23 protein-coding genes are annotated in these 23,182 nt (G+C 58.8%); 7 read left to right on the forward strand and 16 right to left on the reverse strand.

Translation table 11 applies throughout. The features are described from left to right. Window positions 1–634 precede the first annotated feature (634 nt). From ACXADQ_RS01910 to ACXADQ_RS01935, 6 genes are all read right to left on the reverse strand, one after another. Window positions 635–2,650 carry a type IV secretory system conjugative DNA transfer family protein gene (locus ACXADQ_RS01910; RefSeq protein WP_475314730.1) on the reverse strand — a complete coding sequence of 672 codons (2,016 nt, stop codon included), beginning with the start codon at window positions 2,648–2,650 and terminating at the stop codon, window positions 635–637. A gap of 8 nt (window positions 2,651–2,658) precedes the next feature. Next, the gene (locus ACXADQ_RS01915) at window positions 2,659–4,926 is read right to left on the reverse strand and encodes a relaxase/mobilization nuclease domain-containing protein (protein ID WP_475314571.1); all 2,268 of its coding nucleotides are present in this window, start codon (window positions 4,924–4,926) and stop codon (window positions 2,659–2,661) included. After that, window positions 4,913–5,506 (reverse strand): transposase, encoded by a 594-nt coding sequence (locus ACXADQ_RS01920; RefSeq protein WP_475314575.1) that lies wholly within the window; start codon window positions 5,504–5,506, stop codon window positions 4,913–4,915. The genes ACXADQ_RS01915 and ACXADQ_RS01920 overlap by 14 nt, the downstream gene beginning before the upstream one ends. A 422-nt stretch (window positions 5,507–5,928) precedes the next feature. Beyond that, entirely contained in the window at window positions 5,929–6,156 is a 228-nt protein-coding gene (locus tag ACXADQ_RS01925; RefSeq protein ID WP_475314578.1) for a hypothetical protein, read from the reverse strand. After that, on the reverse strand, window positions 6,153–6,512 hold the full coding sequence (locus tag ACXADQ_RS01930; protein WP_475314582.1) for a DUF2958 domain-containing protein: 360 nt from the start codon (window positions 6,510–6,512) through the stop codon (window positions 6,153–6,155). The genes ACXADQ_RS01925 and ACXADQ_RS01930 overlap by 4 nt, the downstream gene beginning before the upstream one ends. 70 nt (window positions 6,513–6,582) lie before the next feature. Beyond that, window positions 6,583–6,783: a hypothetical protein gene (locus tag ACXADQ_RS01935; protein ID WP_090063199.1), complete on the reverse strand. Its 201-nt coding sequence runs from the start codon at window positions 6,781–6,783 to the stop codon at window positions 6,583–6,585. A gap of 303 nt (window positions 6,784–7,086) precedes the next feature. Between ACXADQ_RS01935 and ACXADQ_RS01940 the strand changes: the two genes are divergently transcribed. Further along, window positions 7,087–7,842: a hypothetical protein gene (locus tag ACXADQ_RS01940; protein ID WP_475314586.1), complete on the forward strand. Its 756-nt coding sequence runs from the start codon at window positions 7,087–7,089 to the stop codon at window positions 7,840–7,842. A 162-nt stretch (window positions 7,843–8,004) separates the two neighbouring features. Here the strand turns inward: ACXADQ_RS01940 and ACXADQ_RS01945 are convergent, their stop codons facing one another. Further along, the gene (locus ACXADQ_RS01945; RefSeq protein WP_475314590.1) at window positions 8,005–8,799 is read right to left on the reverse strand and encodes a hypothetical protein; all 795 of its coding nucleotides are present in this window, start codon (window positions 8,797–8,799) and stop codon (window positions 8,005–8,007) included. A 159-nt stretch (window positions 8,800–8,958) separates the two neighbouring features. Further along, window positions 8,959–9,855 carry an ArdC family protein gene (locus ACXADQ_RS01950; RefSeq protein ID WP_475314592.1) on the reverse strand — a complete coding sequence of 299 codons (897 nt, stop codon included), beginning with the start codon at window positions 9,853–9,855 and terminating at the stop codon, window positions 8,959–8,961. Window positions 9,856–10,301: 446 nt separating this feature from the next. Between ACXADQ_RS01950 and istA the strand changes: the two genes are divergently transcribed. After that, window positions 10,302–11,867 carry an IS21 family transposase gene (gene istA, locus ACXADQ_RS01955; RefSeq protein WP_008335500.1) on the forward strand — a complete coding sequence of 522 codons (1,566 nt, stop codon included), beginning with the start codon at window positions 10,302–10,304 and terminating at the stop codon, window positions 11,865–11,867. Then, the gene (gene istB / locus ACXADQ_RS01960; RefSeq protein ID WP_083783480.1) at window positions 11,800–12,528 is read left to right on the forward strand and encodes an IS21-like element helper ATPase IstB; all 729 of its coding nucleotides are present in this window, start codon (window positions 11,800–11,802) and stop codon (window positions 12,526–12,528) included. The genes istA and istB overlap by 68 nt, the downstream gene beginning before the upstream one ends. Before the next feature lie 171 nt (window positions 12,529–12,699). Here istB and ACXADQ_RS01965 read toward each other — a convergent pair whose 3' ends face one another. The 4 genes from ACXADQ_RS01965 to ACXADQ_RS01980 form a co-directional block, all read right to left on the reverse strand. Beyond that, window positions 12,700–12,969 carry a hypothetical protein gene (locus ACXADQ_RS01965; RefSeq protein ID WP_475314594.1) on the reverse strand — a complete coding sequence of 90 codons (270 nt, stop codon included), beginning with the start codon at window positions 12,967–12,969 and terminating at the stop codon, window positions 12,700–12,702. A gap of 39 nt (window positions 12,970–13,008) precedes the next feature. Further along, a complete protein-coding gene (locus tag ACXADQ_RS01970; RefSeq protein WP_475314596.1) occupies window positions 13,009–14,172 on the reverse strand; it encodes an ATP-binding protein in 1,164 nt (387 codons plus the stop codon). Between the two features lie 71 nt (window positions 14,173–14,243). Then, window positions 14,244–14,846, reverse strand: a complete 603-nt coding sequence (scpB, locus tag ACXADQ_RS01975; protein ID WP_475314600.1) for an SMC-Scp complex subunit ScpB — start codon at window positions 14,844–14,846, stop codon at window positions 14,244–14,246. Between the two features lie 2 nt (window positions 14,847–14,848). Continuing rightward, the gene (locus ACXADQ_RS01980; protein ID WP_475314604.1) at window positions 14,849–15,733 is read right to left on the reverse strand and encodes a DUF1403 family protein; all 885 of its coding nucleotides are present in this window, start codon (window positions 15,731–15,733) and stop codon (window positions 14,849–14,851) included. A gap of 517 nt (window positions 15,734–16,250) precedes the next feature. Here ACXADQ_RS01980 and ACXADQ_RS01985 point away from each other — a divergent pair. The 3 genes from ACXADQ_RS01985 to ACXADQ_RS01995 are packed head-to-tail and all read left to right on the forward strand — an operon-like array spanning window position 16,251 to window position 17,934. Then, window positions 16,251–16,508: a CopG family ribbon-helix-helix protein gene (locus ACXADQ_RS01985; protein ID WP_293706865.1), complete on the forward strand. Its 258-nt coding sequence runs from the start codon at window positions 16,251–16,253 to the stop codon at window positions 16,506–16,508. An 8-nt stretch (window positions 16,509–16,516) separates the two neighbouring features. Then, entirely contained in the window at window positions 16,517–16,861 is a 345-nt protein-coding gene (locus tag ACXADQ_RS01990; RefSeq protein ID WP_293706867.1) for a type II toxin-antitoxin system RelE/ParE family toxin, read from the forward strand. Window positions 16,862–16,890: 29 nt separating this feature from the next. Beyond that, window positions 16,891–17,934, forward strand: coding sequence for a tyrosine-type recombinase/integrase (locus tag ACXADQ_RS01995; RefSeq protein ID WP_293706910.1), 1,044 nt, complete (start codon window positions 16,891–16,893; stop codon window positions 17,932–17,934). Window positions 17,935–17,946: 12 nt separating this feature from the next. Here ACXADQ_RS01995 and repC read toward each other — a convergent pair whose 3' ends face one another. The 4 genes from repC to ACXADQ_RS02015 form a co-directional block, all read right to left on the reverse strand. Then, on the reverse strand, window positions 17,947–19,230 hold the full coding sequence (gene repC, locus ACXADQ_RS02000) for a plasmid replication protein RepC (protein ID WP_293706868.1): 1,284 nt from the start codon (window positions 19,228–19,230) through the stop codon (window positions 17,947–17,949). A 234-nt stretch (window positions 19,231–19,464) separates the two neighbouring features. Then, the gene (locus ACXADQ_RS02005; RefSeq protein WP_293706869.1) at window positions 19,465–20,508 is read right to left on the reverse strand and encodes a ParB N-terminal domain-containing protein; all 1,044 of its coding nucleotides are present in this window, start codon (window positions 20,506–20,508) and stop codon (window positions 19,465–19,467) included. Next, complete coding sequence (locus ACXADQ_RS02010; protein WP_367176498.1) at window positions 20,505–21,860, reverse strand: ParA family protein; 1,356 nt, start codon at window positions 21,858–21,860, stop codon at window positions 20,505–20,507. Before ACXADQ_RS02010 ends, ACXADQ_RS02005 begins: the two co-directional genes overlap by 4 nt. 226 nt (window positions 21,861–22,086) lie before the next feature. Then, window positions 22,087–22,425, reverse strand: coding sequence for a DUF736 domain-containing protein (locus ACXADQ_RS02015; RefSeq protein WP_293706871.1), 339 nt, complete (start codon window positions 22,423–22,425; stop codon window positions 22,087–22,089). Window positions 22,426–22,825: 400 nt separating this feature from the next. Here ACXADQ_RS02015 and ACXADQ_RS02020 point away from each other — a divergent pair, with 400 nt between their 5' ends. Next, entirely contained in the window at window positions 22,826–23,053 is a 228-nt protein-coding gene (locus tag ACXADQ_RS02020) for a DUF6429 family protein (RefSeq protein ID WP_293706873.1), read from the forward strand. Window positions 23,054–23,182: the final 129 nt, after the last annotated feature.

The raw sequence follows: 23,182 nt of genomic DNA on the forward strand, positions 1-23,182 counted from the left end.
TTGCCGCGTCTTGTTCTGACAGTGGATTGATTCCCGATTTCGCGGCAAGTGGACAATCTGGCCAAAAAAATGACTACCCAAGGCATTGGTTTTCCATGGAAAAGAGAAACTCAATATGGCTCAATAACAGACTTACATTGGTGATTTGGCCATATTGCTTGATGAACAACCACTCATTCACCCGGCTGAGCACTGTCAGGGCAAAAGCGAGTGCCCCGGCAACTATTGTTCAGGATGCGGCGGATCACCGGGTTCAAAGCTTACAGGTTCGCAAGCGGATTGATGCATGCAAGCAGAGGGTACTCACTTCCAGGCCCTCTACCGACCTGAACTTTGCGCTTGGCGGTTTTCAATACCAAGGAACGTGCAATGCCTTTGTCTCGGCAGGATTTAACCCTCGGCAATTGCTGCATAGTTGGGGAATAATCAGTTTGTCTGGTTTCCTCCGCGATCTGTGAATTGATCCCTCCGACTTGCTGAGCTTTGCATGAACGGCGCCTTTTCACATCGCGGCACGGCACGATGGTTCACGCAATCGCAGCAAAATTCGTGCCGCGTGCGCACGCAGCGAGAATTTCAAATTCACGAGAAGGGCTCTCCCCTGCCATTCTCTGCATTTTGCCCCAACAACCGCTTAGCCCGAGACCAGCCTTTCGGTTCGTTCCGCACTCGAACCTGAAACACCTAAAATCTCCCCCTCCAATCTGTCCAGTGCACTCAAGGCGTCCTCGACCTGCTCAGAGTCCGCCTCTGTTGGATTATCGAACTGAAGCGCTTCTCGGCTCCCAAAATCCATCTCAAACTGGCGCCGATCCTCTGCGATGACAGCGGCACGGCTGTGCTGGGCCACTGTGGCGGAACTTGGGTCGATAGGAGCGTTTCCAATGGGCTCTGTGAATCCCATCCTGGCTTCAAAATCGCGTTCCGACAAACCTGTCGCCCGCGGCGCTGTCGGCATCGCCCGAACACTCAATGGCAACTCACCCATCGGCCCGACCGGCCCTTTTGGAAACGGCAACTCTCCCTCCTGCGCCGCATGGATGCCCTTGAAGAACGGATCCTCATAGTACACGATCCGCTTCGCCCGGACCGGCATCTGTGCATCGACCACAACGATAACCTCGTCGAGCGGCAGGCGGCGTGCCTCGTCCTCAGGTAGGAGCGAAACCTCTTCGGTCCGCTCGGACTGGCTGCGGCCTTCGAAGGGGTTTTTCCCAACCGCGCGGGATCGCGTGACCACGGTCTTGGTGGTCTTGCCGACCGCCTTGCTCAACTCCTCGACAGTCTTCTCGTCCGAAGGTGTCAGGTATAGCTTGATACCGGCGTTCCCCTGCAACGCACGCCTCGTGTTCTCACCGTAGATTTCATCGATGGCGGGGATGGTCTGTGTCACCACTGCCAGGTGCCCGCGATAGGCGCGCAGCACTTCGATGCTTTCGGCGACGATCGGCATCTTGCCCAGCCGGTTGAATTCATCGAGCATGATCATCACCGGCCAGGGTTCATCCGGACCGGGTTCCTTGTCCTGCAATGCCGAAAGCAAATCGGAAAAAAACAGCCGAATGAGCGGCGCCAACGGCTTTATCATGAGCGGCTGAACGACCAGGTAGACGCTGAAGGGCTTCTTGCGGATCGTCCGGAAATCAAAATCCGACACCGCTGTCGCATCATCAATTGCCGGGTTCTGCCACTGATCCAGACCCGAGGTCATCAGAAGCGAGACATAAGACGTCAGAGTGTCATTGTTGGTCGAGGCCAACCGCGTGAATATCAATCTCGCCGCCGCATTCTGAACCTCATGCGAGCGGGCAAGATACTCCGTCTGCTTGTTCCCACCGGATGCGGCAATGCGGTAGATTTCGCCCAAGGTTGGACATTTGCGCTGGAAGGCCAGAAGGCCGGCGGCAACGAATAGATCAATGCCACCTTTCAGGAGCCCCTGCACCCGATCATTGTCGTTCTGCAGGAAGAGGGTTGCCAGGAGCTGCAACTCCATCTGCTGGCGCGCCGGGTCCTCAAGCTCATAGATGCGCAGAAGCGGATTGTACCGATGGGTGCGCTTGTCCTCCCAATCCGTCGGCGCGAAGCGATAGACCATGTCACCTTGCGCGCCGCGATGGCGGGCGGAGGCTTCGAAACATTCGCCCTTCACATCGAGCACCACGGCCGATCCCTGCCAGGTGAGCAGGTTCGGAATGACAAAACCGGTGGTCTTGCCACGCCCTGTCGGGGCCACGATCAAGGCATGTGGGAATACCCTGGAACAGAGGAAAGGCGCCCGTGATATCGGTTTACCAAGCTTACCAATCACGAACCCGGCGCCGGGATTGCCAAAGAACCCGTTGCGTTTCATCTCGCGGCGGGTTTGCCAATGGGTATAGCCGAAGCGGGTGAGCGCTGAGCCGGACATCGCCAGGCTCATCATCAGACCCGCGACCCCTGCGCCACCCATGATCAGGTTGATCAGTTTGAAGTCGTCGGGTCGAACCTTGCCAATGGCCCGGTAGTTCTGTGCGATATAGAAAAAGTCGATCTCGGCCTGGAACCCGAGGTCTTTGAAGGTCAGAACCGTGGATGCGATGACATAGCCAATCGCGGCGGCCACAAGCGTGACCAATAACACGCCGATGGCAAGACGGCCTCTCCGCATCGATCCCATCAATGGGTCTCCCCGCGCTCAAACTCACCATCGACAAGATCGGCACGGTGCAGTTGATACTCGCGTTCCGCGATCTCCTCGACCACGGTTCGTGTCGCTTCACTGTTGGCGGTTGCCTCATTGGATTGCAGATAGACCTTGGCCGCATAGAGCCGGTCGAGCCGATCCTCGATCTGATCCTTTAGCACGTCGGCATCACCATCACGCAGCCGGGCGATCTGATCTTCATCAAGCTCCCGCTCGACCGCATCGAGATACCTTGCCTGCTGATCGGTATTCTCGAAGGGCGAGGACAGAACACCGGCGCGCTCATGATTGACGACATGTGCAAGTTCCGCAGACAAACGGCGCGGACCGTCGCGCATCTCATCCTCGCGGCGAACCTCATTGATGGCCTCGGTATCCCGTGCGTCGGCAACGGCTGCATAGGTTGCGCCAAGACCCTGTGCGAGATGAGACGGCATATCCGGATATCGGGTGCGGAAGTCGGCCGCAACGGCATCTGCGACGGGGGTTCGGGTATCGTGTTCCACCATGATCCGATCAACCTCGCGGGTGATTTCCCGCACGCGGGCATCATCGGTGATATGTTCCCGGTACGGCTCGGACCGATCAATGACCTCGCCAGGCCGTGCGAGCAGTTGCGGATGGGCATCAAGGTAGCTGCGCTGCTCAGCCTCAACCCGGCGCTCGGCACGAGACGCAACCTGCCAGACACGATCTTCGATCTGCTGCGCGGTCAAACCTTCCGTGCGCATCTCCTGCCGGATCGTTCCTTCCATGGCCCGGACCGCCTCGGGATGATAATGGAACCGCTCGGTGACGGTCGGCTCTTCCACAACGCCATCCTCCCGCAACACGCCCGCCCGCTCCAGTGCCGTGCCCAGCTGAACATGGGCCCGGTTGAGGGTTTCGCGAGCGGTCTCGAGATCAGCCCTCCGCTCGAGATTGAGCCCGTCCTTCTCGGCCACCCGCGCCAGATCATCGGCGATCCACTGCCGCTCAAGCGCCGCGTTCTGCGCGCCGGTCTCCATCCGCGCGACGACAACCGAAGAACTGATCCCCGTGCCGCGAAGGGCGGTATCGACCTGCGCCCGGACCTCCGGTTCGCGCAAACGATCCAACTGATCGCGGTCGATATTGACCTCGGAATAGACCCCGCCCTCGGACGGCTTTTCGGTGAGGGTCACGGAGCGCAAACCCAGCGGTTGCATATGGGCCAGGCGTGACTGGATTTCGTTGAGGCTGCGTTCCAGACGCGGGCGTTCCGCCTCCGGCTTCTCTGCGATCATGCCCTGGATACGCTCGACCTGATCGGCATAGCGGGTTCTCAGATCCTCGAACGATTGTTCCTCGGCCATATAAACCCCTCCTTCAAGATTGAGCTTGCCCCCTTGCGCCAGGACCTTTCCGGCCCGGAACAAGGCGTCGGCAATATCCTCGCGATTGTCATGGGACGCTTCGGCGGCAAGCGAGTGATAGATGATCCGCGTGTTCGCAATCTCTTCGAGCGCCCGATCCAGATCGGCCCCGACGCGCGCACGCGGTTCCGCCACCCGGCCCTCTTCCTTGGCGGCGTAGACCTCGCGGGTGCGCGGCGCGTAATGCACGATACCCCGATCCAGCCGACGCGTTGCCTCAAGGCGCACCCCAAACTTCTCGGCTTCCTCGACCATGGCGAGGCGGAAGTCGTCGTAATTGAACCTGTGATCCCGGCCCAGGAAGAAGAACTCGCCCTCCTGCGACCGGCGGTTCAATACGAAATGCGCGTGCGGGTGATCCCGATCCTCGTGCACCGCGATAATGTAGTCGAAATGCCCCTCGTCGGTTTGGAAGAACCGCTCCGCCACATTGGACGAGATGTCCCGCACATCTTCACCGCGGGTGCCTACGGGAAAGGACATCAGCATATGCGTCGTCTGGCCGAGCTTGGGTTTGAACCCGGCACTCCAGCGCTTCGCAAACCGCTCGGTGAGGTCCTTCACCTCCTTCGCCTCGAGCTTCACTTTCCCATCCAGGAAGCCGCTTGAGTCAACGATATGCGTGGACTTGGTCGTGAGGTATTCGAGCTGGTTGGCAAGCTGGGATTTCGTATGGGTGCCCCCGCCCCGGATCGCCTTGAAGACCGCAGCGCGGTGCCCTGCGGCGGCCCGCACGAGCTGCTTTTGGCGCCCAGCCTGCAGCCCCTGCATCGAGCCCCGGATACGGCTCCAGCCGTCCCGGAATACCTCGCCGGTCACGTCATGGACGGCATCATTCAGCCGCATGGGCAAACTCCCTCAGCACGGCAGTGGCAGAGAGCTGCATCGCATCCCGGCGGCGACGCAGGAGCAGGTCAATCTCGTCAGCACTATCCAAGATAAATCGCGCCAGCCCGCGCATCTGTGCAAGCCGTAGTTCGGAGAACTCGGGCCCCGCCCCATCACCGGCCCCCTGCCCCATACGGTTGGCCTGTGTCATCTGTTTGGCGATCTGCGCGACGCCATTGCCAACCTCATGCAAGGACGCCCGGTAGCGCGCCATCTCGGCGGCCAATTGGGCGTCCGGAACGAAGGTCCCGACCGCCATTTGGATAAGCCTTCGCAGCCCCTCTGTGCGCGTCTCAATCTCCGCCGCGGCCAGCACCTCATCGAAGGCGGCCAACTCCTCGGGCGTCACTTTCACACTCACGGCAGCAACCGGAACCGCCGCATCCCGCTGGCGTTCTGCGTCCGCCTTCAGAGTGTATTGGATCGCTCGAGGCGTCACGCCAAACCGCTCCGCGAGCACAGACGTCGAAACTCCCTCGGCGGCCTCACGCAGAATCTCTGCCTTTTCAGCATCTGTCAGTCTCCTGGCCCGGGACATGCGAAGAAAGACCCCCTATTTCCTGCCAACTTCATTCAAGGTCACGTTCATCTTACGATACTATATGTCGTCGTCAATACTATATTTTTGTAGATTCAGTTGAAGTGATCTTGAATTCCGCTTCTCGCCTGCCCCGCCAGGGGACAGGCTACCGAGCCGGCGGCTCGGACAACAAGGAGTCTGAGGTTCGCACTCCGGCCATGGCAACGCCTCGAACCTCGCCTTCTGCAATCTTCCCGGCAGTGTCCGAAACGGCATTTGAAAATGCTTGCATTGACCCCATGGCTTGCAACCGAGACGGCGACCCGTTGAGTTAGGCAGGCCCGGCATTCCTTTGAAGTCGCGCGCGCTGAAAGCAGATAAGCGAAAACCCAACCGTCGCATGAGACGGTTGGGTCAACCTGTTGCTTCGGAGCGCTGCCTCAGGCAGGTGTCCCGTTGTGATCGGTAAGAACCATGCTTTCCGTGACACCGACAAAGAGCGGCGTGATTTGGTACTCGCCCTCGTCGCTTCCAGGCGGCATCACGGCAACGATTGCCACGGCTGGTTCGCCATCGAGGAAGCAGGAGAACAGCGCGAAATTGTCGTGCTCTCCGGAAGTCAGCGCCTCAAAGGCGCTGATATGTTCAGGTCGAATGTTGGTGCTCATGTGACGATCTCTCCGGCTTCGCGGGCGCGTTCGACATAGGTGCCGAGCGGCGCGTTTGGTTTGAAGTGGAGGTCCCGTTCGATCAGTAGGCCGAGACGTCCACGATGCGCCTTGAGAACGCTGAGCCGAACTGAGCCAAGTTCGGGATAACCAAGGCCGAGGTCGCAGAGACCGAAAGCGATGTCCGCGTCTACAGGGTCGGTTTCGCTGAGGAGCCATGTGGCGCCGCCGTCAGGTGTGAAGAGCTTGGCGACCGGGTGATGGTCGATGGTGTCTTCACCGGCTTCGATGCGCGCCTGGTTGGCGCGGCCATTGGCGGCCAGCTGGTCGAGGATGGATTGGGGCAGAAGTTCCATTGTGTCTGTCCTTCGTGTGAAATGTCGGTGAGGTTTGGCGGGAGGGGCACAAGGCCCCTCCCCGGCCGGGTCATTCGGTGACCTGGCCGTCGTCGCTGTCGGCTTTGGGCTCGAAGAGGACGAGCTCGCCATTCACCGGGGTTGCGAAGAGCTGGATGGTCATGAAGGACTTGGCGCCTTCGTTCTGCGGGAAGGCGACACCCACCTTGTGGAAGCGAGTTTTGCCATCCTTGCCGGTGTCAGGGGTAGTGACGGTGTAGTACTTGGTCATATCGGTTCTCCTTCGTTTTCGATGCAAACGGGAGACCGTGACCGTCCGGACCGGCTGTCAGGCTGAACTTTGGGTCGCGAGGAATGGGCGCGAAGCGCACAGGGGAAAGTTCTGCTTGAAGGGGGTGGCTGAAAGCCGCGCCCGGCAGACGGGCCAGATCACGGAGATTGCATCAGGAAGAAAACGAGAGGGGAACCGAGGTGGCCGGGCAACGTGCCGATCGCGCCAGACCGAAATGGTGGTTGGATGCTCCCAAGGTGGCCGATGCCTGAACTTGGATGAAGCTGCCACGACCGGAATGACATGTCCCTGCGCAACCTGATATGGCGGGGCATGATCAAGCTTCAACCCATTGCCGATCACGACCCTGTACTGGACCAATCCCGGCTGCTGCGGGCCATGGAGCTCGCCTTCGCCTATGCCGACACAAACGGTGGGGTCGGACTGACACAGACCAAGGCCTTCAACCGGAAATTCGCGCACTGGATGGCGGAGAACTCGCCCTGGCCAGACTACAAGGCAGAAGAACTGCTGCGATTGAACAAGGTCCTCAACGAATGGGATGTCGCGCCAGCCATGGTCGTGCATGACCTCATGATAGTCATGAAGCTTGGGCGACACGTGAAAGGCAAGTTCCAGGTCTCGAAGAAAGCCAGGGCCTTAGCCTCAAACCGCGGTGCCTTCTTCGCAGACCTCGCCGAGACCTATCTCTACCGCTACAACCACGCCCGCACTGCCAGGACCGAGTTCACCGCGCCGGGCAACTGGGACATCTTCCTCAACATCATCAATGTAGAGGCGGAGGAAGGCCTGACCGAGCCGCATCTGGTGAAGACGCTCTACGGATTGGAACGGCAAGGTGTCTATGATCGGGAATACTACGACCATGCGGGGTTTCTGTTCACCCATGTCTTGCGGCCCCTAAGCTGGATCGGGTTTCTGGCAGAGAATTCCGGCAGCGAAAGGAGGTCCGACAAGACCTATTGGAAGACGCCGCTTTGGCGTGCATGCCTGCAACTCAGTACAGATGAGATGGTGGAGGCCCCGTCGCGTCATTGAGGCGTCCAGGGTGCCTTTGACTTGAGAACCACTTTCCCGTCAGCGGCCATTCGTTAAGCGTGCGGCTAAGGTCTCAAATGAGCCCAGAGTGACGGATGCCGCGCTGTGCACGGATGGCAGCTTTCGGGTTCCTGAGATGCTGCGGCTTCAACTAGGGTGGGTTTACGGGTGTTCCCCGGTCCAAGCACAATGAGCACAGACAACAGTGGCTTTGTAGTTTCTGAAAAGAGCATCGGTTGTTGAATCAAGAGGCCCAAGTCTCGATTTCAGGCGTGTAATCGTTTGTGGTTGGGTTCGAGGTTTGGCGATACTATTGGCGTTCTCGCAGGTCTTTTTTTTGTAGTCGGCGAGCAAATCTTCTGAGTAACCAAAGACATCGTCGTTTCGGTAGATGCCAATCTCGGTGCCAAGCAACCACCATTCATGATCGCCACTACAGGTTGGGCATTGGAAGCCACCATTCTCTCCGAGCGCAAGCCACTCAGCGAGATCGATCTCGCCTTCGGCCGCAGCCAGGCCGGATGCGAACTGGGAAGATGGATGCGCCTTAAAGGCCTTGATGGACAAAGCTCCAATTTGCGGAAGGCTGTTTTTGAATCCCGACGCTGCCGCCTGGCCAATAGGTGTTTTCAGCCATGCGTTGTCCGGCGTGCAGGAAACACCAGAATAACCGGTATGTGCTGGCTGGTGTCCGGCCAAGGCTAATCCACCCAGTAGATTTGCAATCATAAGTAGCGGTTCACCGGTCTTGTTTTCGGCAAGGCGTAACAGATGCGGGATCGAGAGATAACTCGCGGGATAGGTCGTGCCTTGATGGAGAAGCGCTGAGAAAAAAAGGTAGTCGGCGGCATCGTCGCTCCACTCTTTTTCCAATTCTGCCAAAAGCACATTTGCCCCAACCCCATAGCAGTGAGGCGCCTGGTCCCAAACAGGGTCTTCATACGGAAATGCTGTCATCGAACTTCATTTACCAAAAACGCCAGATATTCAAAACGGTCATTCGCGCAGCCGCAGCGAAAGTCAACTTCGTCCCGCATCTTACCAGTTCGTGCACGGCGCGGCGAAGGTCCGCAATCCCGGTACTGCACATCGCGAACCTGCCCGAGTTGAGGCCGCCTATGCGGCAACCTCATCCGTGTTTGGCTGCAACCCATGCAGGTAATCGACGGCCTTCTGTGCATGAGCAGCGGCCTGGAAGATGAACCGCTTGTCGTTGCGAAGACCTTCGAGCCAATGCGCGATATAAGCAGCGTGCTCTTCACGCGGTTCAGGTGAAAGGCCCAAATCAGCTGCCAGAAACGCAGCGCCAAGCTCGGCAACCAGCTCTTCCTGGGCATAGCCTTCATCGCCCCAGCGTTTGCAGCCAAAGCTGCGATCAAGACGTTTCGGGTGGCGAGTCCAGTGTGTGATTTCGTGCCCGAGGGTCGAAAAATACGCCTCTTGGGTTTCGAACGTCTCGAAGGGCGGCATCTGCACGTAGTCGGGATCAACCGCATAGAAGGCCTGGTTGCCACCATGGCGTATATCGGCGTCGGTCGCGGCGAAGAACGCTTCCGCAGTGGCATCGCGCTCGGCGGTCTCGGGCATCGGCTCAGACACCTCGTAGTAGGTCTCAGGCAATCCCTCGATCTGATCGACGTTGAAGACCGTGTAGCCCTTCATGAAGGGTATCTCGACCTCGCGGTCCTGGCCCGCATCATCGGTCTCCGTCTTGCGGAGCTTGTCTGCGTAAATGACGAGTTGGCCCTTGGAGCCTTTGCGGACCTGCCCGCCGAGCTCGAGTGCCTGACGGTAAGTTATCCAGGTGGGTGCAGCATAGCCATGGGCGACGGACGCGGCCCAGAGCAGGATGATGTTGAGGCCGCGATAGGCGATACCGTTGTGGCGCAGGGGCCGGGTAATGCGACCGGTGAGATGATCGGCACTCCAGGGCTTGTGCCAGGGCCGGGTGCCAGCCTCGAGATCGGCAATGATCTTTTCGGTGATGCGGGTGTAGATGTCGGGCTTTGCCATGTGATCCTCCATTGTCTCATCCCCGTGCGGGACGCGGGAGGAAATGGCGGACGCAACAAGCCGCTCGTGCATGGTCAACACGGGAGCATCAGCGAATGGAGCGGGCAGACCATTGCGCGGGCGGCGGCGTCCGCCAGACCCGCGATCCCCTTGCTCGCACGGGGATGAGACGGTGGAGGTTGATGGTGGGAAGCTGAAATCATCCGCAGCGCCACAACGAAAAATCGCGCTCGCGCAGGATCACCTAGTCTGACAGTTCACGCTAGGTTCACGAAACCGGCCATATTCACTGTTTAGCAAATTTGAGCTTGGCCGTTTCTTCAAACTCAGCGTGTGAACCGGCATGCAAGATTGACCCCTGTATTGGGGTAATCGGCGTCCAAAAGTGACCCCCCTGATATTTCTGTTCAGAAGCTTCCTCAAAGGATTGAGGGAGCGATTTGGGGATGTTGGTTGTGGAGACGATTGCGAAGATCAGGCGGGCGCATTTCATCCAGGGGAAGTCGATCAAGCAGATCTGCCGGGAGCTGCGGGTATCACGGAACACGGTGCGGAAGGTGGTGCGGTCCGGGGCAACCGAGTTCAGCTATGACCGGTCCACGCAGCCCCGCCCCAAGATCGACCCGTGGCGGTCCGATCTGGATGAGATGCTGGCTGAGAATGACCGGCAACCCAAACGCCAGCGGCTGACACTGGTTCGGATTTACGAAGAGCTGCGCAACCGGGGTTATGACGGCAGCTATGATGCGGTGCGGCGCTATGCGGCGAGTTGGTCGAAGGCGACCCGGGAAGCTTCCGCCGCTGCCTACGTGCCGCTGAGCTTCGACCCGGGCGAAGCCTATCAGTTCGACTGGAGCCATGAGGTTGTCCTGATTGACGGCGTGACCACGACGGTGAAGGTTGCGCATGTGCGCCTGAGCCACAGCCGGATGCCGTTTGTGCGGGCCTATCCCAGAGAGACACAGGAGATGGTGTTCGACGCCCACGACAAGGCGTTTGCCTTCTTCGGTGGGGCCTGTGCGCGGGGCATCTACGACAATATGAAGACCGCCGTTGACGCGATCTTCATTGGCAAGGATCGGGCCTATAACCGGCGGTTCCAGCAGATGTGCGGCCATTACCTGGTCGACCCGGTGGCCTGTACCCCGGCCTCGGGCTGGGAGAAAGGCCAAGTCGAGAACCAGGTCGGCGTGATCCGCCGGCGCTTCTTCGTGCCGCGTCCGAAGTTCAAATCCTATGCCGAGTTGAACGCCTGGCTGGAGGATCGCTGCCTGGCCTATGCCAAGGCGAACAAACATCCAGAGTTGCGCGACAAGACGATCTGGGAGGTGTTCGAGGACGAGCGCCCGAGCCTTGTGCCTTACGTCGGCCCTTTCGATGGATTCCATGCAGTTCCCGCATCGGTGTCCAAGACCTGCCTCGTGCGGTTCGACAAGAACCGCTACTCGGTCGATGCCCGGGCGGTCGGGCGGCCGGTGGAGATCAGGGCCTATGCCGCCCGGCTGGAATGCTGGCAGGATGGGCAAATCGTTGGCCAGCATGAGCGGGCCTTCGGGCGGGACAAAACCATCTTCGATCCCCTGCATTACATCCCCGTTCTGGCCCGCAAACCCGGCGCCCTTCGCAACGGGGCGCCCTTCAGGGAATGGGAGCTGCCGGTGCCAATCCGCCGCGTGTGGCGCAAGCTGGAACGCCAGCCGGGCGGTGACCGGCAGATGGTCGACATCCTGAGCGCCGTGCTGACCGACGGGATTGATGCGGTCGAGGCGGCCTGCGCCGAAGCCCTGTCGCACAATGTCCATTCCGCAGGCGTCGTGCTGAACATCCTGGCCCGGCACCGCGAGCCGCCACCACCCCTGACAATCACCACCCCGGATGCGCTGAAGCTGGCCTGCGAGCCCATTGCCGACTGCAACCGATATGACAGCCTGAGGAGAACACAGAATGGAAAGATCCGAGGTAATCGACGCGATGGGAAAGCTGAGGCTCTACGGAATGAGGGCCGCCTATGACGAGGTCCTGACCACCGCCGTCAAACGCCAGCACGAGCCGCAACAGATCATTGGTGACCTGCTGACCGCCGAGATCAGGGAGAAGCAGGCCCGGTCAGTCAAATACCAAATGACCATCGCCAAGTTGCCGCTCGCCAAGGAACTGGAGGAGTTCGACTTCGAGGCCGCCGAGGTTAACGAGACCCTGATCCGCGACCTGGCCAACGGCGACTTCCTCGACCATCAGCGCAACCTCGTCCTGATCGGCGGCACAGGCACCGGCAAAACCCATCTTGCCGTCAGCATCGCCCGGACCTGTATCCGGGCAGGGCGCCGGGGCCGGTTCTTCAACGTGGTCGACCTGGTGAACAAGCTCGATGCCGAAGCCCGCGCCGAGCGCCAGGGCCGGACCGCCGACCTGATCTCCCGCCTCGACTTCCTGATCCTGGACGAGCTCGGCTATCTGCCCTTCGCCCAGACCGGCGGCCAATTGCTGTTCCACCTGATCAGCAAACTCTACGAACGCACATCCATCATCGTCACCACCAACCTGGCCTTCGGCGAATGGCCCAGCGTCTTCGGCGATGCCAAGATGACCACCGCACTGCTCGACCGGCTCACCCACCATTGCGAAATCGTCGAAACCGGTAACGAAAGCTGGCGCTTCAAGAACCGCGCATAGCGCCAACCCGAAACCCCGCAGGCCCGCCGCCGCTGCGCTATGTGAGGGCTACGCAGCGCCGGGCCTGCTCACCACCAAGGGGGTCAATATTGGATGCCGATAGGGGGTCAAACTTCAATGCCGATTGACACTCAGCGGTTGTCGAAGAGCTCTCGTACAGTTGGCAACATGCTAAGTATGGCGTCGCGCGAGAATGGCGGGGTTCTGGCCGGACCAGGCTGCGAATGCCTTCGCTGTCTCTATCAAGGGTGCTTCCTGAACGCCATGCAGCTTCGCAAATGCCAATTGGTCTGCGACGGTGACTTCCATGAAGAACGAATTCACCTGACCTATTGTGATGTCGCCCGCAGTCAGCGCCGCCGCCAACGCGCGACCATCCAGGTAAGTCTGATATGGCGCGTTCACGGTTGTGAGCAACGCTGTTAGCGTATCCTGCTTCATAGCGATCCAACCATGGTGGCTTCACCTGTGAACGGCCCTCTAGGCGGACGCGAGCCGCTCTAAGGCACCCATCAAAGGCATTGCACGAACACCACCCTGCCCCGGCACATCCTTTTCATCGGCATAGACGAGGACCCGTTCCGAGACGTCCAACTCTTCGGCTGCGATGTGAAACCCTCGCGTGACTTTCGGCGATGTCGTCCGCTTGATTTCAATGCCCCAAATCTGGCCTCGAGGAAGCTTCAAAACCAGATCAATCTCCGCACCGGCTGATGAACGATAGAAGCTTGCCTCGGTTCCGCGGGGTGCAGCAGCAATTAGGTTCTCGATGCAGAACCCCTCCCAGCTGCCGCCAACAACCGGATGTCCCAGTAAGTCTTCCTGTGCTTCGATCCCAAGAAGAGCGTGGGTCAGTCCGGAATCTCGTATGTAGACCTTGGGCGATTTGACCAGCCGCTTGCCCGCATTGGAATGCCAGGGCGGCAATCGCCGCACCAGCATCAGATCGACAAGCAGATCGAGATACCGAGCAACGCTTTGCCCCGAGACACCGAGATTACCTGCAAGCTTGGCTGCGTTGAGAAGCCCCCCTTGCTCGTGCGCGAGCATGGTCCAGAACCGGCGCAGCGTCTCAGTGGGGATGCGCAACCCGAACGAGGGGATGTCGCGCTCAAGATAGGTCCTGATGAAATCTTCCCGCCACGTGAGGCTGGCCCGATCACTCTTCGCGAGATAGCTGTCAGGAAAGCCACCACGCAGCCAGAGAGTGGACATCGCATCCGAACCAACCTCCGGCAGCATGAAGGGCGTCAGTTCGTGATAGCTGACCCGGCCAGCCAGGGATTCGGCACTTTGATGCAAGAGTGTATTCGATGCAGATCCCAACAACAGGAATTGCCCGGTCCGATGCCCCTGCCTACGCCGACGGTCGATTTGTCCGCGCAATGCGCTGAACAAATCTGGCAATAGCTGAACCTCGTCGATCACGACGAGGCGCCCCACCTGTTCGTCAAGATAAAGATCCGGTTCTTCCAGAACCTGGCGATCCGCGGTCCGCTCCATGTCGAGATAGACCGCATCGCGGCTTTCCGCTATGTCCTGAGCAAGCGTCGTTTTGCCAACCTGCCGCGGCCCTAGCAGGACAACTCCCGCTTGGTTTTCCAGTGCTTCTTCGACTGATTTTCTATGACTACGCTCGATCATACCTTGCATTTATTCCATGCAGTGGAAGATTCGCAAGGTTATTTTCAGGATGTTCGTCCAATTGAAAGGCTTCAAGAAGCCGCAGCTTCAATCATTCCCGCATCTTCCAACTGTTCCCGATCCGGGAGGTCAGCGAGGCTTTCCAACCCGAACGCGACCAGGAACTGCTCAGTTGTCACGAATGTATATGGAGCCCCTCGTCTGGGGGCGCGCGGACCGGTCCCGATCAGGCCGCGCGCATGCAATCGCCCGATCAGGTCGCGGCTGATTTCCTTGCCGAAGATATCCTTCAACCCGTCACGGGTGATCGGCTGATGATAGGCAATGGCGGCCAGCACGGCGACATCGAACTCGTTCAGGTCCAGAACCTGCTCGCCCACATCTGCCGCAGCCCGGATCGCCGGGGCATAGGCTGGCCGCGTACGCAGCATCCATCCGCCCGTACCCTGCGCCACCTCGAAAGAGCGACCCTCCAAATCAGCAGCAAGGTCTTCGACCAGCAGATCGACCGAGATCCCCTGCCCCACAACCTTTGCCAAGTCCTCGCGCGGCACCGATGACGCGCTGGCAAAGAGCACCGCCTCAATCCTGCGCAGCCATTCCCGCCAACGCAGCTCGGGCGGCAGGTCTTCCAATTCGCGGTCCAGCTCAGGTTCAGAACGATCCTTCGCCATGCTCAGACCCCATAAAGCCGGAACGTATCGCGGCCGGTCAATTCATGGACCGCGCCAAGCTCAACCAGCCGGTCGCACAACCGCCGCGCTGCCCGGTCCGGCAAAGGCAGAGCCGAGGGTGCGACAGCATCACGCGTCAGGAACATCTCAACGGCGTCCCCGGCGCCTTTCGCTCGAAGCTTTGGCGCGACCACCTTCAAATGCGCAGCCCTCCGCGCCAAGTCTGTCGCCTGACCTACAGCTTTCTTCACAGAAGAAATCACGGCGCGATGACAGGCCAGCCGCAACGCGTCGTCACGCTTGCGCGGGTCGGCACGTTTCAAGCCCGCAGCCAGCAAAGGCACGACTTGTTTCCAACCGAGCGCCTGCCCCAGCACCGCATCCGCCAGGATCAACGCCGGCAACTCCTGTCGCGGTGCCCGCGTCAGCACGGCCTCCAACACCATCGCGGCACGAGTGACTGGCGCGCCCTGCCCTGCATCTAACCACTCGGCGATCTGTCCCGCCTCTATCCCGGGCAGCGCCCGATACAACGCCTTGATCGAGACCGGCCACTCCACAGCGCGTCGCCAGGACAGGTAGGTTTCTCCCGCCGGGCCGGGCAGGTCACCCGGCTGAAGAAAGGCCACCGCATCCCGCAACTCCCCTGCCCTTTCCGGTCTTCCTGTACGTGCTACGCAAGCCTCAGCCGCGCGCAGTGCCAGGCGTTCCCGCAACAAGGACTGGGGGACCTCATCGCGCCCTAACACAAGATGCAGGTGGCTCAGCGCCGCCCCTGACAAAAAGGCCACATCTTCAGGGGTTTGCGCGCGTGCCGAGGTGACCCAAGACGGTATCCGGGGTAGGGTCTCAAGGTCGTCGATGTGATCATGCCGGGCATATGTCATGCCACAATACTATCCCAACCCGGCGCTTTTGCCTACTATATACTGTGCAAACCGCCCCACCCTGCGCTTGCCTGTTATGTCCAATAAGTTTGCATTATCGGACATAATTGGGATAGGCTCCAAAACATGGATGTCAGCTCATGTTTCACCAGTGGACTCGCCCGAAATCGGCTCTCTGGCCGAGTTCGTTCGTATTTCATTGCTGGACAAGGCTTTAGGTCCATCGTTGGACTCCCGACGCCGAGCCAAATCGGTTCAATGTGGTCCAAGTTCACGACGGTATTTGTGAGACTGGACAGGCCGGAATTCGTGAGACTGGCGTCGTTTGGAGGCTCTTTAGCAACCTGGCGCTCTCTCGTCGCGCTGAGTGCGCTAATACCGGGCAGAGATGCGTCGTTTCAACGAGAGAGGCCACGATTGAGGAATCAGAACCCCCGCTCCTTGAGTGATCTTCTTGACAGCGCAAGCGGTCCACCTACATTGTAAGACAACTGAACTCGAGGTCCAAAACAGCTTCATGGCCACAACATCTTTCACCACCCGCATCGACACCGATCTCAAAGCACAGCTCGATCGTATCGCGCGCTTCGAAGATCGCTCATCTTCCTATATGGCCAATCAGGCGATCAGGGCCTTTGTCGAAGAACGCCTGGCGACGCGTGATCTCGTTGAGACCGGGCTTGCCCTTGTCGAACGGAATGCACCCTCTCTGGCTCCGGATGCGGTCCACGATTGGCTGAAGGCTGATGACGACGCCCCCTTCCCCGACGCGTGAGTCCACGCATGGACCTTCGATATCTCGAAACCTCTGAGCCGGGCTTGCGCTGGTTCAGAGCCTATTACCGCCAAAACCCGCAGCTCAACCTGGCCAAAGCCATTGATGCCTTGATCCAGGCAGAGCACATGCTCAAGGAATTTCCTTTTTCGGGGCCGTCCTTCGAGGATTTTGACTTGGTGCGCGAATTCAAGATCAAGGGGACCGCGTTTTCGCTGCTCTACACAGTCGCTCGAGACACCGTCTGGGTCATTGATTTGCGGGATCAACGTGGACAACGCAGTGCAGAAGCTATCCGATTGCACGCCCAGGAACTCCAGGCCCAATACGGAATTGGGGAGGGTAGCACGTGACACGACGCCTACCAGCCCAGGGTCCCGCCATACCGCACGAGACACCGGCAGAGGTTTCGGACAGTGCCATCGCCCTGCCATCTCATGTGGCCGGATCCGGCACTCTCGATCGCCTTGTCGACACTGCCCGCGACTATGCCAAGGCCTCAACGGCCGAGAACACCAATAAGGCCTACGCGGCCGACTGGAAGCACTTCGCGCGGTGGTGCCGCCTGAAAGGCACCGATCCCCTACCCCCGTCACCGGAGATGATCGGTCTTTACCTGACCGACCTGGCCGCGCCATCAGGCTCCTCCCCTGCTCTTTCGGTCTCGACCATTGACCGTCGCCTCTCCGGTCTCGTCTGGAACTACGCGCAGCGCGGATTCGCGCTCGACCGCAAGGACCGGCACATCGCCACCGTGCTGGCCGGGATCAAGCGCAAGCATAGCCGCCCGCCGGTGCAGAAGGAAGCAATCTTGCCGGAAGACATCCTCGCCATGGTGGCCACCTTGGGTTTCGATCTGCGCGGGCTACGTGACAGGGCCATCCTGCTTCTGGGATATGCTGGCGGGTTACGTCGGTCCGAAATCGTTAGCCTGGATGTCGGGAAAGACGACACAATCGACTCTGGCGGTTGGACCGAGATCCTCGACGACGGCGCCGTGCTGACGCTGAACGCCAAGACCGGATGGCGTGAGGTGGAGATCGGTCGCGGATCCTCGGACCAGACCTGCCCAGTCCATGCGCTCGAACAATGGCTGCATTTAGCGAAGATCGACTTCGGGCCAGTGTTCGTGCGCACCTCCCGCGATGGCAAGAAAGCCCTGGAAGCTCGTCTGTCGGACAAACACGTCGCGCGCCTCATCAAAGCCACCGTCCTGAAATCCGGCATCCGCGCCGAGCTGCCCGAGAATGACCGCCTCGCTCTCTTCTCGGGCCATTCCTTGCGCGCCGGGCTCGCCAGCTCGGCAGAAGTTGACGAACGCTACGTCCAGAAGCAGCTCGGGCACGTCTCGGCCGAGATGACCCGCCGCTATCAGCGCCGCCGGGATCGGTTTCGGGTGAACCTGACGAAAGCCGCGGGTCTCTGATCCGCACTTCCATCACGCTGCCTGTCCGCTGAGCCTGCCGTAGAAACTGCGCTCGAGATGCAACTCCCCTGCCCCGGCTTTCTGGACAATGCCCCGCAGGTACCCGCCCGGAGAGGCCACTTCGCCGGCGCAATGCTTGTCGAAAGTCAAAACCAACGCTGCGGTTGCGATTTGAGGCCCAAGCCGGTCCTGAGCGAGGTTCCAGGCATGTTCGGAAACGCCGATCATCGGCCTCAACTGCCCTGCAACCCGGTGCAGATCGCCCCAATCCTTCATATATCCGCCTATATTGCGCGCCCAGGAGGCAAATTCCGGACAAGCCTGCATGACTGTCGGCAAATCGAGTGCTACACCGCGTTTCTTGCGCGTTTCCGCAACCCAATCCTCCAACTCCCTATCCAGCTGCTCTTCGGGTGGCGCATTGGGCACCACGCCCGCCGCTTGCTCAGTTTCTGAGCGATTACAGGTTACAGGATTAAGTTGGGTTGTAATTAGTATATGAGGTTCAGAATTGACCTCCCTGGGGTTCATTTCTTGAGTTTTTTCACTGACTTGTTCATTGGTTTCCGGCGTGTTTTCCACAACTTCATCTGCACGAACTGCCTTGAGATATGCCGCTTCGACGCGCTCCTGAAGCTCCCTGAACCATGCCAGGAGTCGCTCAAGCGTCTCAGAGGCCGTGTTCCGGCGCGGAAGACGGTCCAGGAGGTCCTCGAACAGCCCTGAAAGATGATCCCAGGGGCCTCTCAGCGCCGCGTGAGACGCCGCTTCGATCCGGGCGCGGATCATCCGACGCGCGACCGTAATCTGACGCTTCAGGCGCTGACAGAGCTCACGCTCGGCCTGCAGCTCGGCCTGCAGGTGCTCGAATTCCTCGACACGGGCCGACAGCGGCGACAGATCGAAGCCATAGGCCTCAATGATGCGCCCGTCAGCGTCTCTGTGACCCCAACGTTTACCATTGGGGCTGTCCTTGAAGGAAATCACGCCGATCTCGGCCAGGCGCCGGGCATGGCGCTTAAGCGCCGAGAGCGAAAAGCCGGTCTGCTCCATCAGGTAGGCGTTTGACGCCCAGACGATCGGGCGCTGCCCCTCTTCCCAGTCCTGGGCCTGTGTGAAGGCCCCAAGCGTGTCGAGAAGCAGCATGTCGCCGGCCTTGAGGCCGATGTGGGCTCCTACGCGCTTCACCGCCACAAAGGCCTGTGTTTTGGGAATAGCTATCACTTCACCGGCTTGGGCAAATTGCTCTGCAATGCCAAGGCCCGGTGTCGGCTTGCGCCAACCAGAATGTTTCATGAGATGTTTTGCCTCCTCTGCTCGATGGAAGGCAAAAGAAACCCGTTCGCTCAGGAGCGTTCGTCGTTGACAGTGATTCGCCGGAGAACTATCTTGATAGCGACCAAACAATCTTGATTAGCTCTCAGGCCCTCAGCTTGGGGGCTTTTCTTTTGCCGTTATCTCAAAGCATACGCGCTCCTGTTTCTTACCTCGTTTTTGATCGAAGATGACCGTCTCCGCGGCTCCTGCCTCTTACTTCGATCCATGTTTCTCCAAATACTCGGCGATGACATCGCCTAACCCATTGAGGACATCTTCATCCAATGCGAGCCCCGTGGCGGCAACAGAGAGCTTCCCGCCCTGCCCCGTAACACTCAGCTTCCGGGAACCGATCTTACGTTGCACTGTGAGCTTTTTGGGTTTCGTTGACTTCTTTTTCGCCGGCTTAGCGGCCTTGCCAGACAAGTCATTGAGGACCTTTTCGAGATCCCGATGGCTGAGATCGTAGACGTTTTTGCACGCGTGCAAAATCTCGTCCCTGGCCACAAAAACTGCACGGCCGCGCGAAACGGCACTGTTATGAACTCCGACACGTTTAGCAAATTCGGTCGCAGTCAATTTCTCATCTGGTGTTGCTTCCTGAAGCCGCTCAAACATTTCGCCGATGGATACAAGTCGCTCAAACGCACTAAGGTTTTCCCGTTCCTCATTTTCCCGAAACCGCATGAACAGCATTTCAAACTGCTCTTCGCGAGAACCGCGAGATGCCTGCGGAACGAGTAAGGCCCGAACTGGTAGGCCCAACGCTTGAAGGATCGCATGGCGTCTACGCCCTACGATCAAATGAAAGGTTACTCCGTCGACATTCTCGGGTTCGCGCTCATCTGGGCGCCAGTCCGGGTCCGCGGGCCAAACATGAATAGGCGTGTCTTGCCCATTATTCGTGATGCTTTCTTTGAGCCTTTCGAACGCATCCTGGTCACGCCAATCTTCACGCCGATCGGATCCAATCACATCGATGATCTGAGACGGATCGATCCGAAGCTCGTGACGACCAGACAGGATTCGTTCGACAACCTGTGTCCGTTCGACTTGAAGGATTTGGCTCGCATCCGATAAAGCTCCGGCTTTCCAGGCACTGCCGGAACCGCCCAACCGAGGTTTGACCCCACCAACAAGCTTGGAGTCACCCCCAGAAACCCGCTCGGTCGTTTCGGCCTCAGAAACAACAGCCGCATCGTCATCAGGACGCACGGCTCTCTTCTTGAGGACCGAACTGCTTAGAGTTCTTTTCATCCGGCTTCCTCCTCAAAGTCGTAGAATTTCTGCATCCATTCATCCGCGTATCCGCGCTCGAGCCCAGGCCAAAGCCGCGAAACGATCGCATCGTTCACAGCGTCAGCGTTTTCAATGAAGCGATTGATGCCCTTGCGCTTGCCAGGCGTATCGGGGTCATACTCATAGACCGACTGATAGACGTCAGAGGCGTTCGAAATGGCATCTGAGCGGAGGTAAAATACCGGAAGGACTTCATCGGGGCAGTTTTCAAGGAGGTTACCCACTTGAGTGAGGTCCTGCTCATTTGTCCGCTGAACAATGGTAGGCAATAGCATGTGCGCCGCTCCACCCATATCGATACGATCCGTCGCGAAGATATGGCGCAGCATCGTGAGGAGACCTGTCACAAATGTGGACAAAGTCGCAATGTCGAAACCCTTCATTGTCTGGGGAATAATCAACGACGTTGAAGCCATGACGTTGTTCAATTGGAACAGTGTCAACGCAGGCTGATAGTCGATGATGATACAGTCCAACGTTTCGTTCAGGGCCTGATCTAGCTTTCCTTGATCAACCATGCCGTTGCTCACCAGCTCGTTTGGTCGTGTGACAGGCGGATGCCCTTCCTTCCACCGATCGATAGAGTCCCTCAGAAACCGATAAAAGCGTTTCTCGGGCGTGCCAGCCCGCAACAGTCGGGCGATTTGGATTTCACCTTCGGACGTCTCTCCATGGGCCGGAACCAACCTCACGCCCGGCCAAGACGTTTTCTTGAAAAAGCCGTCTAGAGTTTCGGCATCGTAGTCAGTGTAAGGAACGGCCTCGTCAGTTTGAAACAAACCCGCAAAGTCGACCATCGTTGGTGTCTCATCATCGGGCAGCGCGGGCATTTCTTCACCCCCGACAAAATAGAGAGTAATGGTGCTCTGCGGGTCCGCATCCATAACGCCTACGCGCATTCCGTAGTTCAGGCTCAAATACTGCGCAAAATGAGCCGCACTCAGGGATTTTGCAGTGCCGCCTTTCTGGCTTGCGAATGAGATTACAGGCAAAGGATCGTCAGGCTTTCGCCATGCGAGGAAGTGCTCAGGTCTCTTGGCGGACGCAGCCATCAATGCCCGGATATGCATCAGCTCGGCAAGTGTGAAGACTCGTTCCCGTCCAACATGCTTTCCCGCAGGAAAATCCTCATTGTCTTTGGCAAACTTCGTCAGATGCTGATGACTGATGTTCAAGAAACGAGCACACTGGCGCATGGACCAGGAACGCTTAATTCGCTCCCTCATCGTTAGCTCTTTGTTGACCGAGACCATCGTCCGACCAAGGCCTCGCTCGAGCTCCTGGAGAAATTGTTCTATGCTTCCGCCCATAACACCGCTCTCTTTCAATTCTCTCTTGGAATCGCTTCCAGAGATAAATAGCACGGTTTTTGACGAAATGTACATATATTGTACGCCTACGGGAATTTTGGCGCACAATATGGGCTGCACTGGAGAGAAAACCGAACAGCAATTGGCCGTCAACTTGGGTTTTGCACGCGTGCAAAATAGCCCGCATGGGAAAAGAGCTGGCCGGTTTCCCGGCCAGCTAAAAGCTTCAAGCAGCTTCCTTCGGACCCCAAGGGATCACGGCCTGAACCGTGTCATCATCCTGGTTTGCGGCCTTGCCGAGATTGGCGTTGAAGCCGAAGTCCCGGATGCTCAGAGTGAAGTAGTCAGCGCCGGTGTCACGGTTCTGCTTCTTCCAGATGCCGCCGCATTCGACCAGGCGGCCGCGTGGCGAGCGGCCGAGAACACGGTGCGTGGGGGCCATGGGATTTTCACTTTCGACCGGCTCCACCGTGATATCGATGTCGAAGGTCAGGGTGGAGATCGAACCGACGCCTTTGGCAGTCTCGATGTCAGCGGTTTCGAATTTGATGCAGTTGGTGGTCATTGCTTTGCTCCTTTTCTGGTGTTGCAATGATGGTCACCCGGCAAGGGCAAAGGGCCGGAACACACCAATGGCGGAGCGCAGCGAAGAAGGGCAGGGGGACTGAATTTTGTTTCGCGAGGAATGACCCGAAGGGGCAGGGGACAATTCTGGCAACCGCCCTTTGTGTTCAGGACAGACCTTGCGACCAGCATGTTATGCAACACAGGACAATGGAGCATCGTAGACACCACGCACAATGCAAGAAACGGCTGCGATAACTGGGCAGCTAAAGGTGCCGAGCGTCGCCACCCGAGAAGCGCGACAATCGACGGACCAAGACCAGGCGTCGATTGTGTAGAATTGCGTCAGCGCCGGTTTCGCCATCAAATGCGATAACGAAGGTGGACAACGGATTCAGGCCATGGACATTGACACCGACAAACTGGATGCCGCCGCATTGGCCATTCTCAGCCTGACGCTTCTTGACGGGTCGCGGGTTTGGAAGGGGATAGACTGGGACGTCACGGATCGGCTCTATCAGAAAGGCCTGATCGAAAACCCGACGAGCAAAGCAAAGTCCCTCGTTCTCACAGCACAGGGTTTGGAACTGGCCAGGCGCGCTCTGGAAGAACAATTCGGCGAAGGCTGAAAAGAGCATCGCCTAAATCTCTCAAACTTTCGGGCAACAGAGCAGAACGATCAAATCCCAAGACGCGTAGCGTCTGAACCCCGCACCGCCCAGGCGGTGCTCCCGCGCGGACAGCGCCGGTCCTGCGGC

The organism is Thalassovita sp. ABM4_323 (assembly GCF_056158665.1).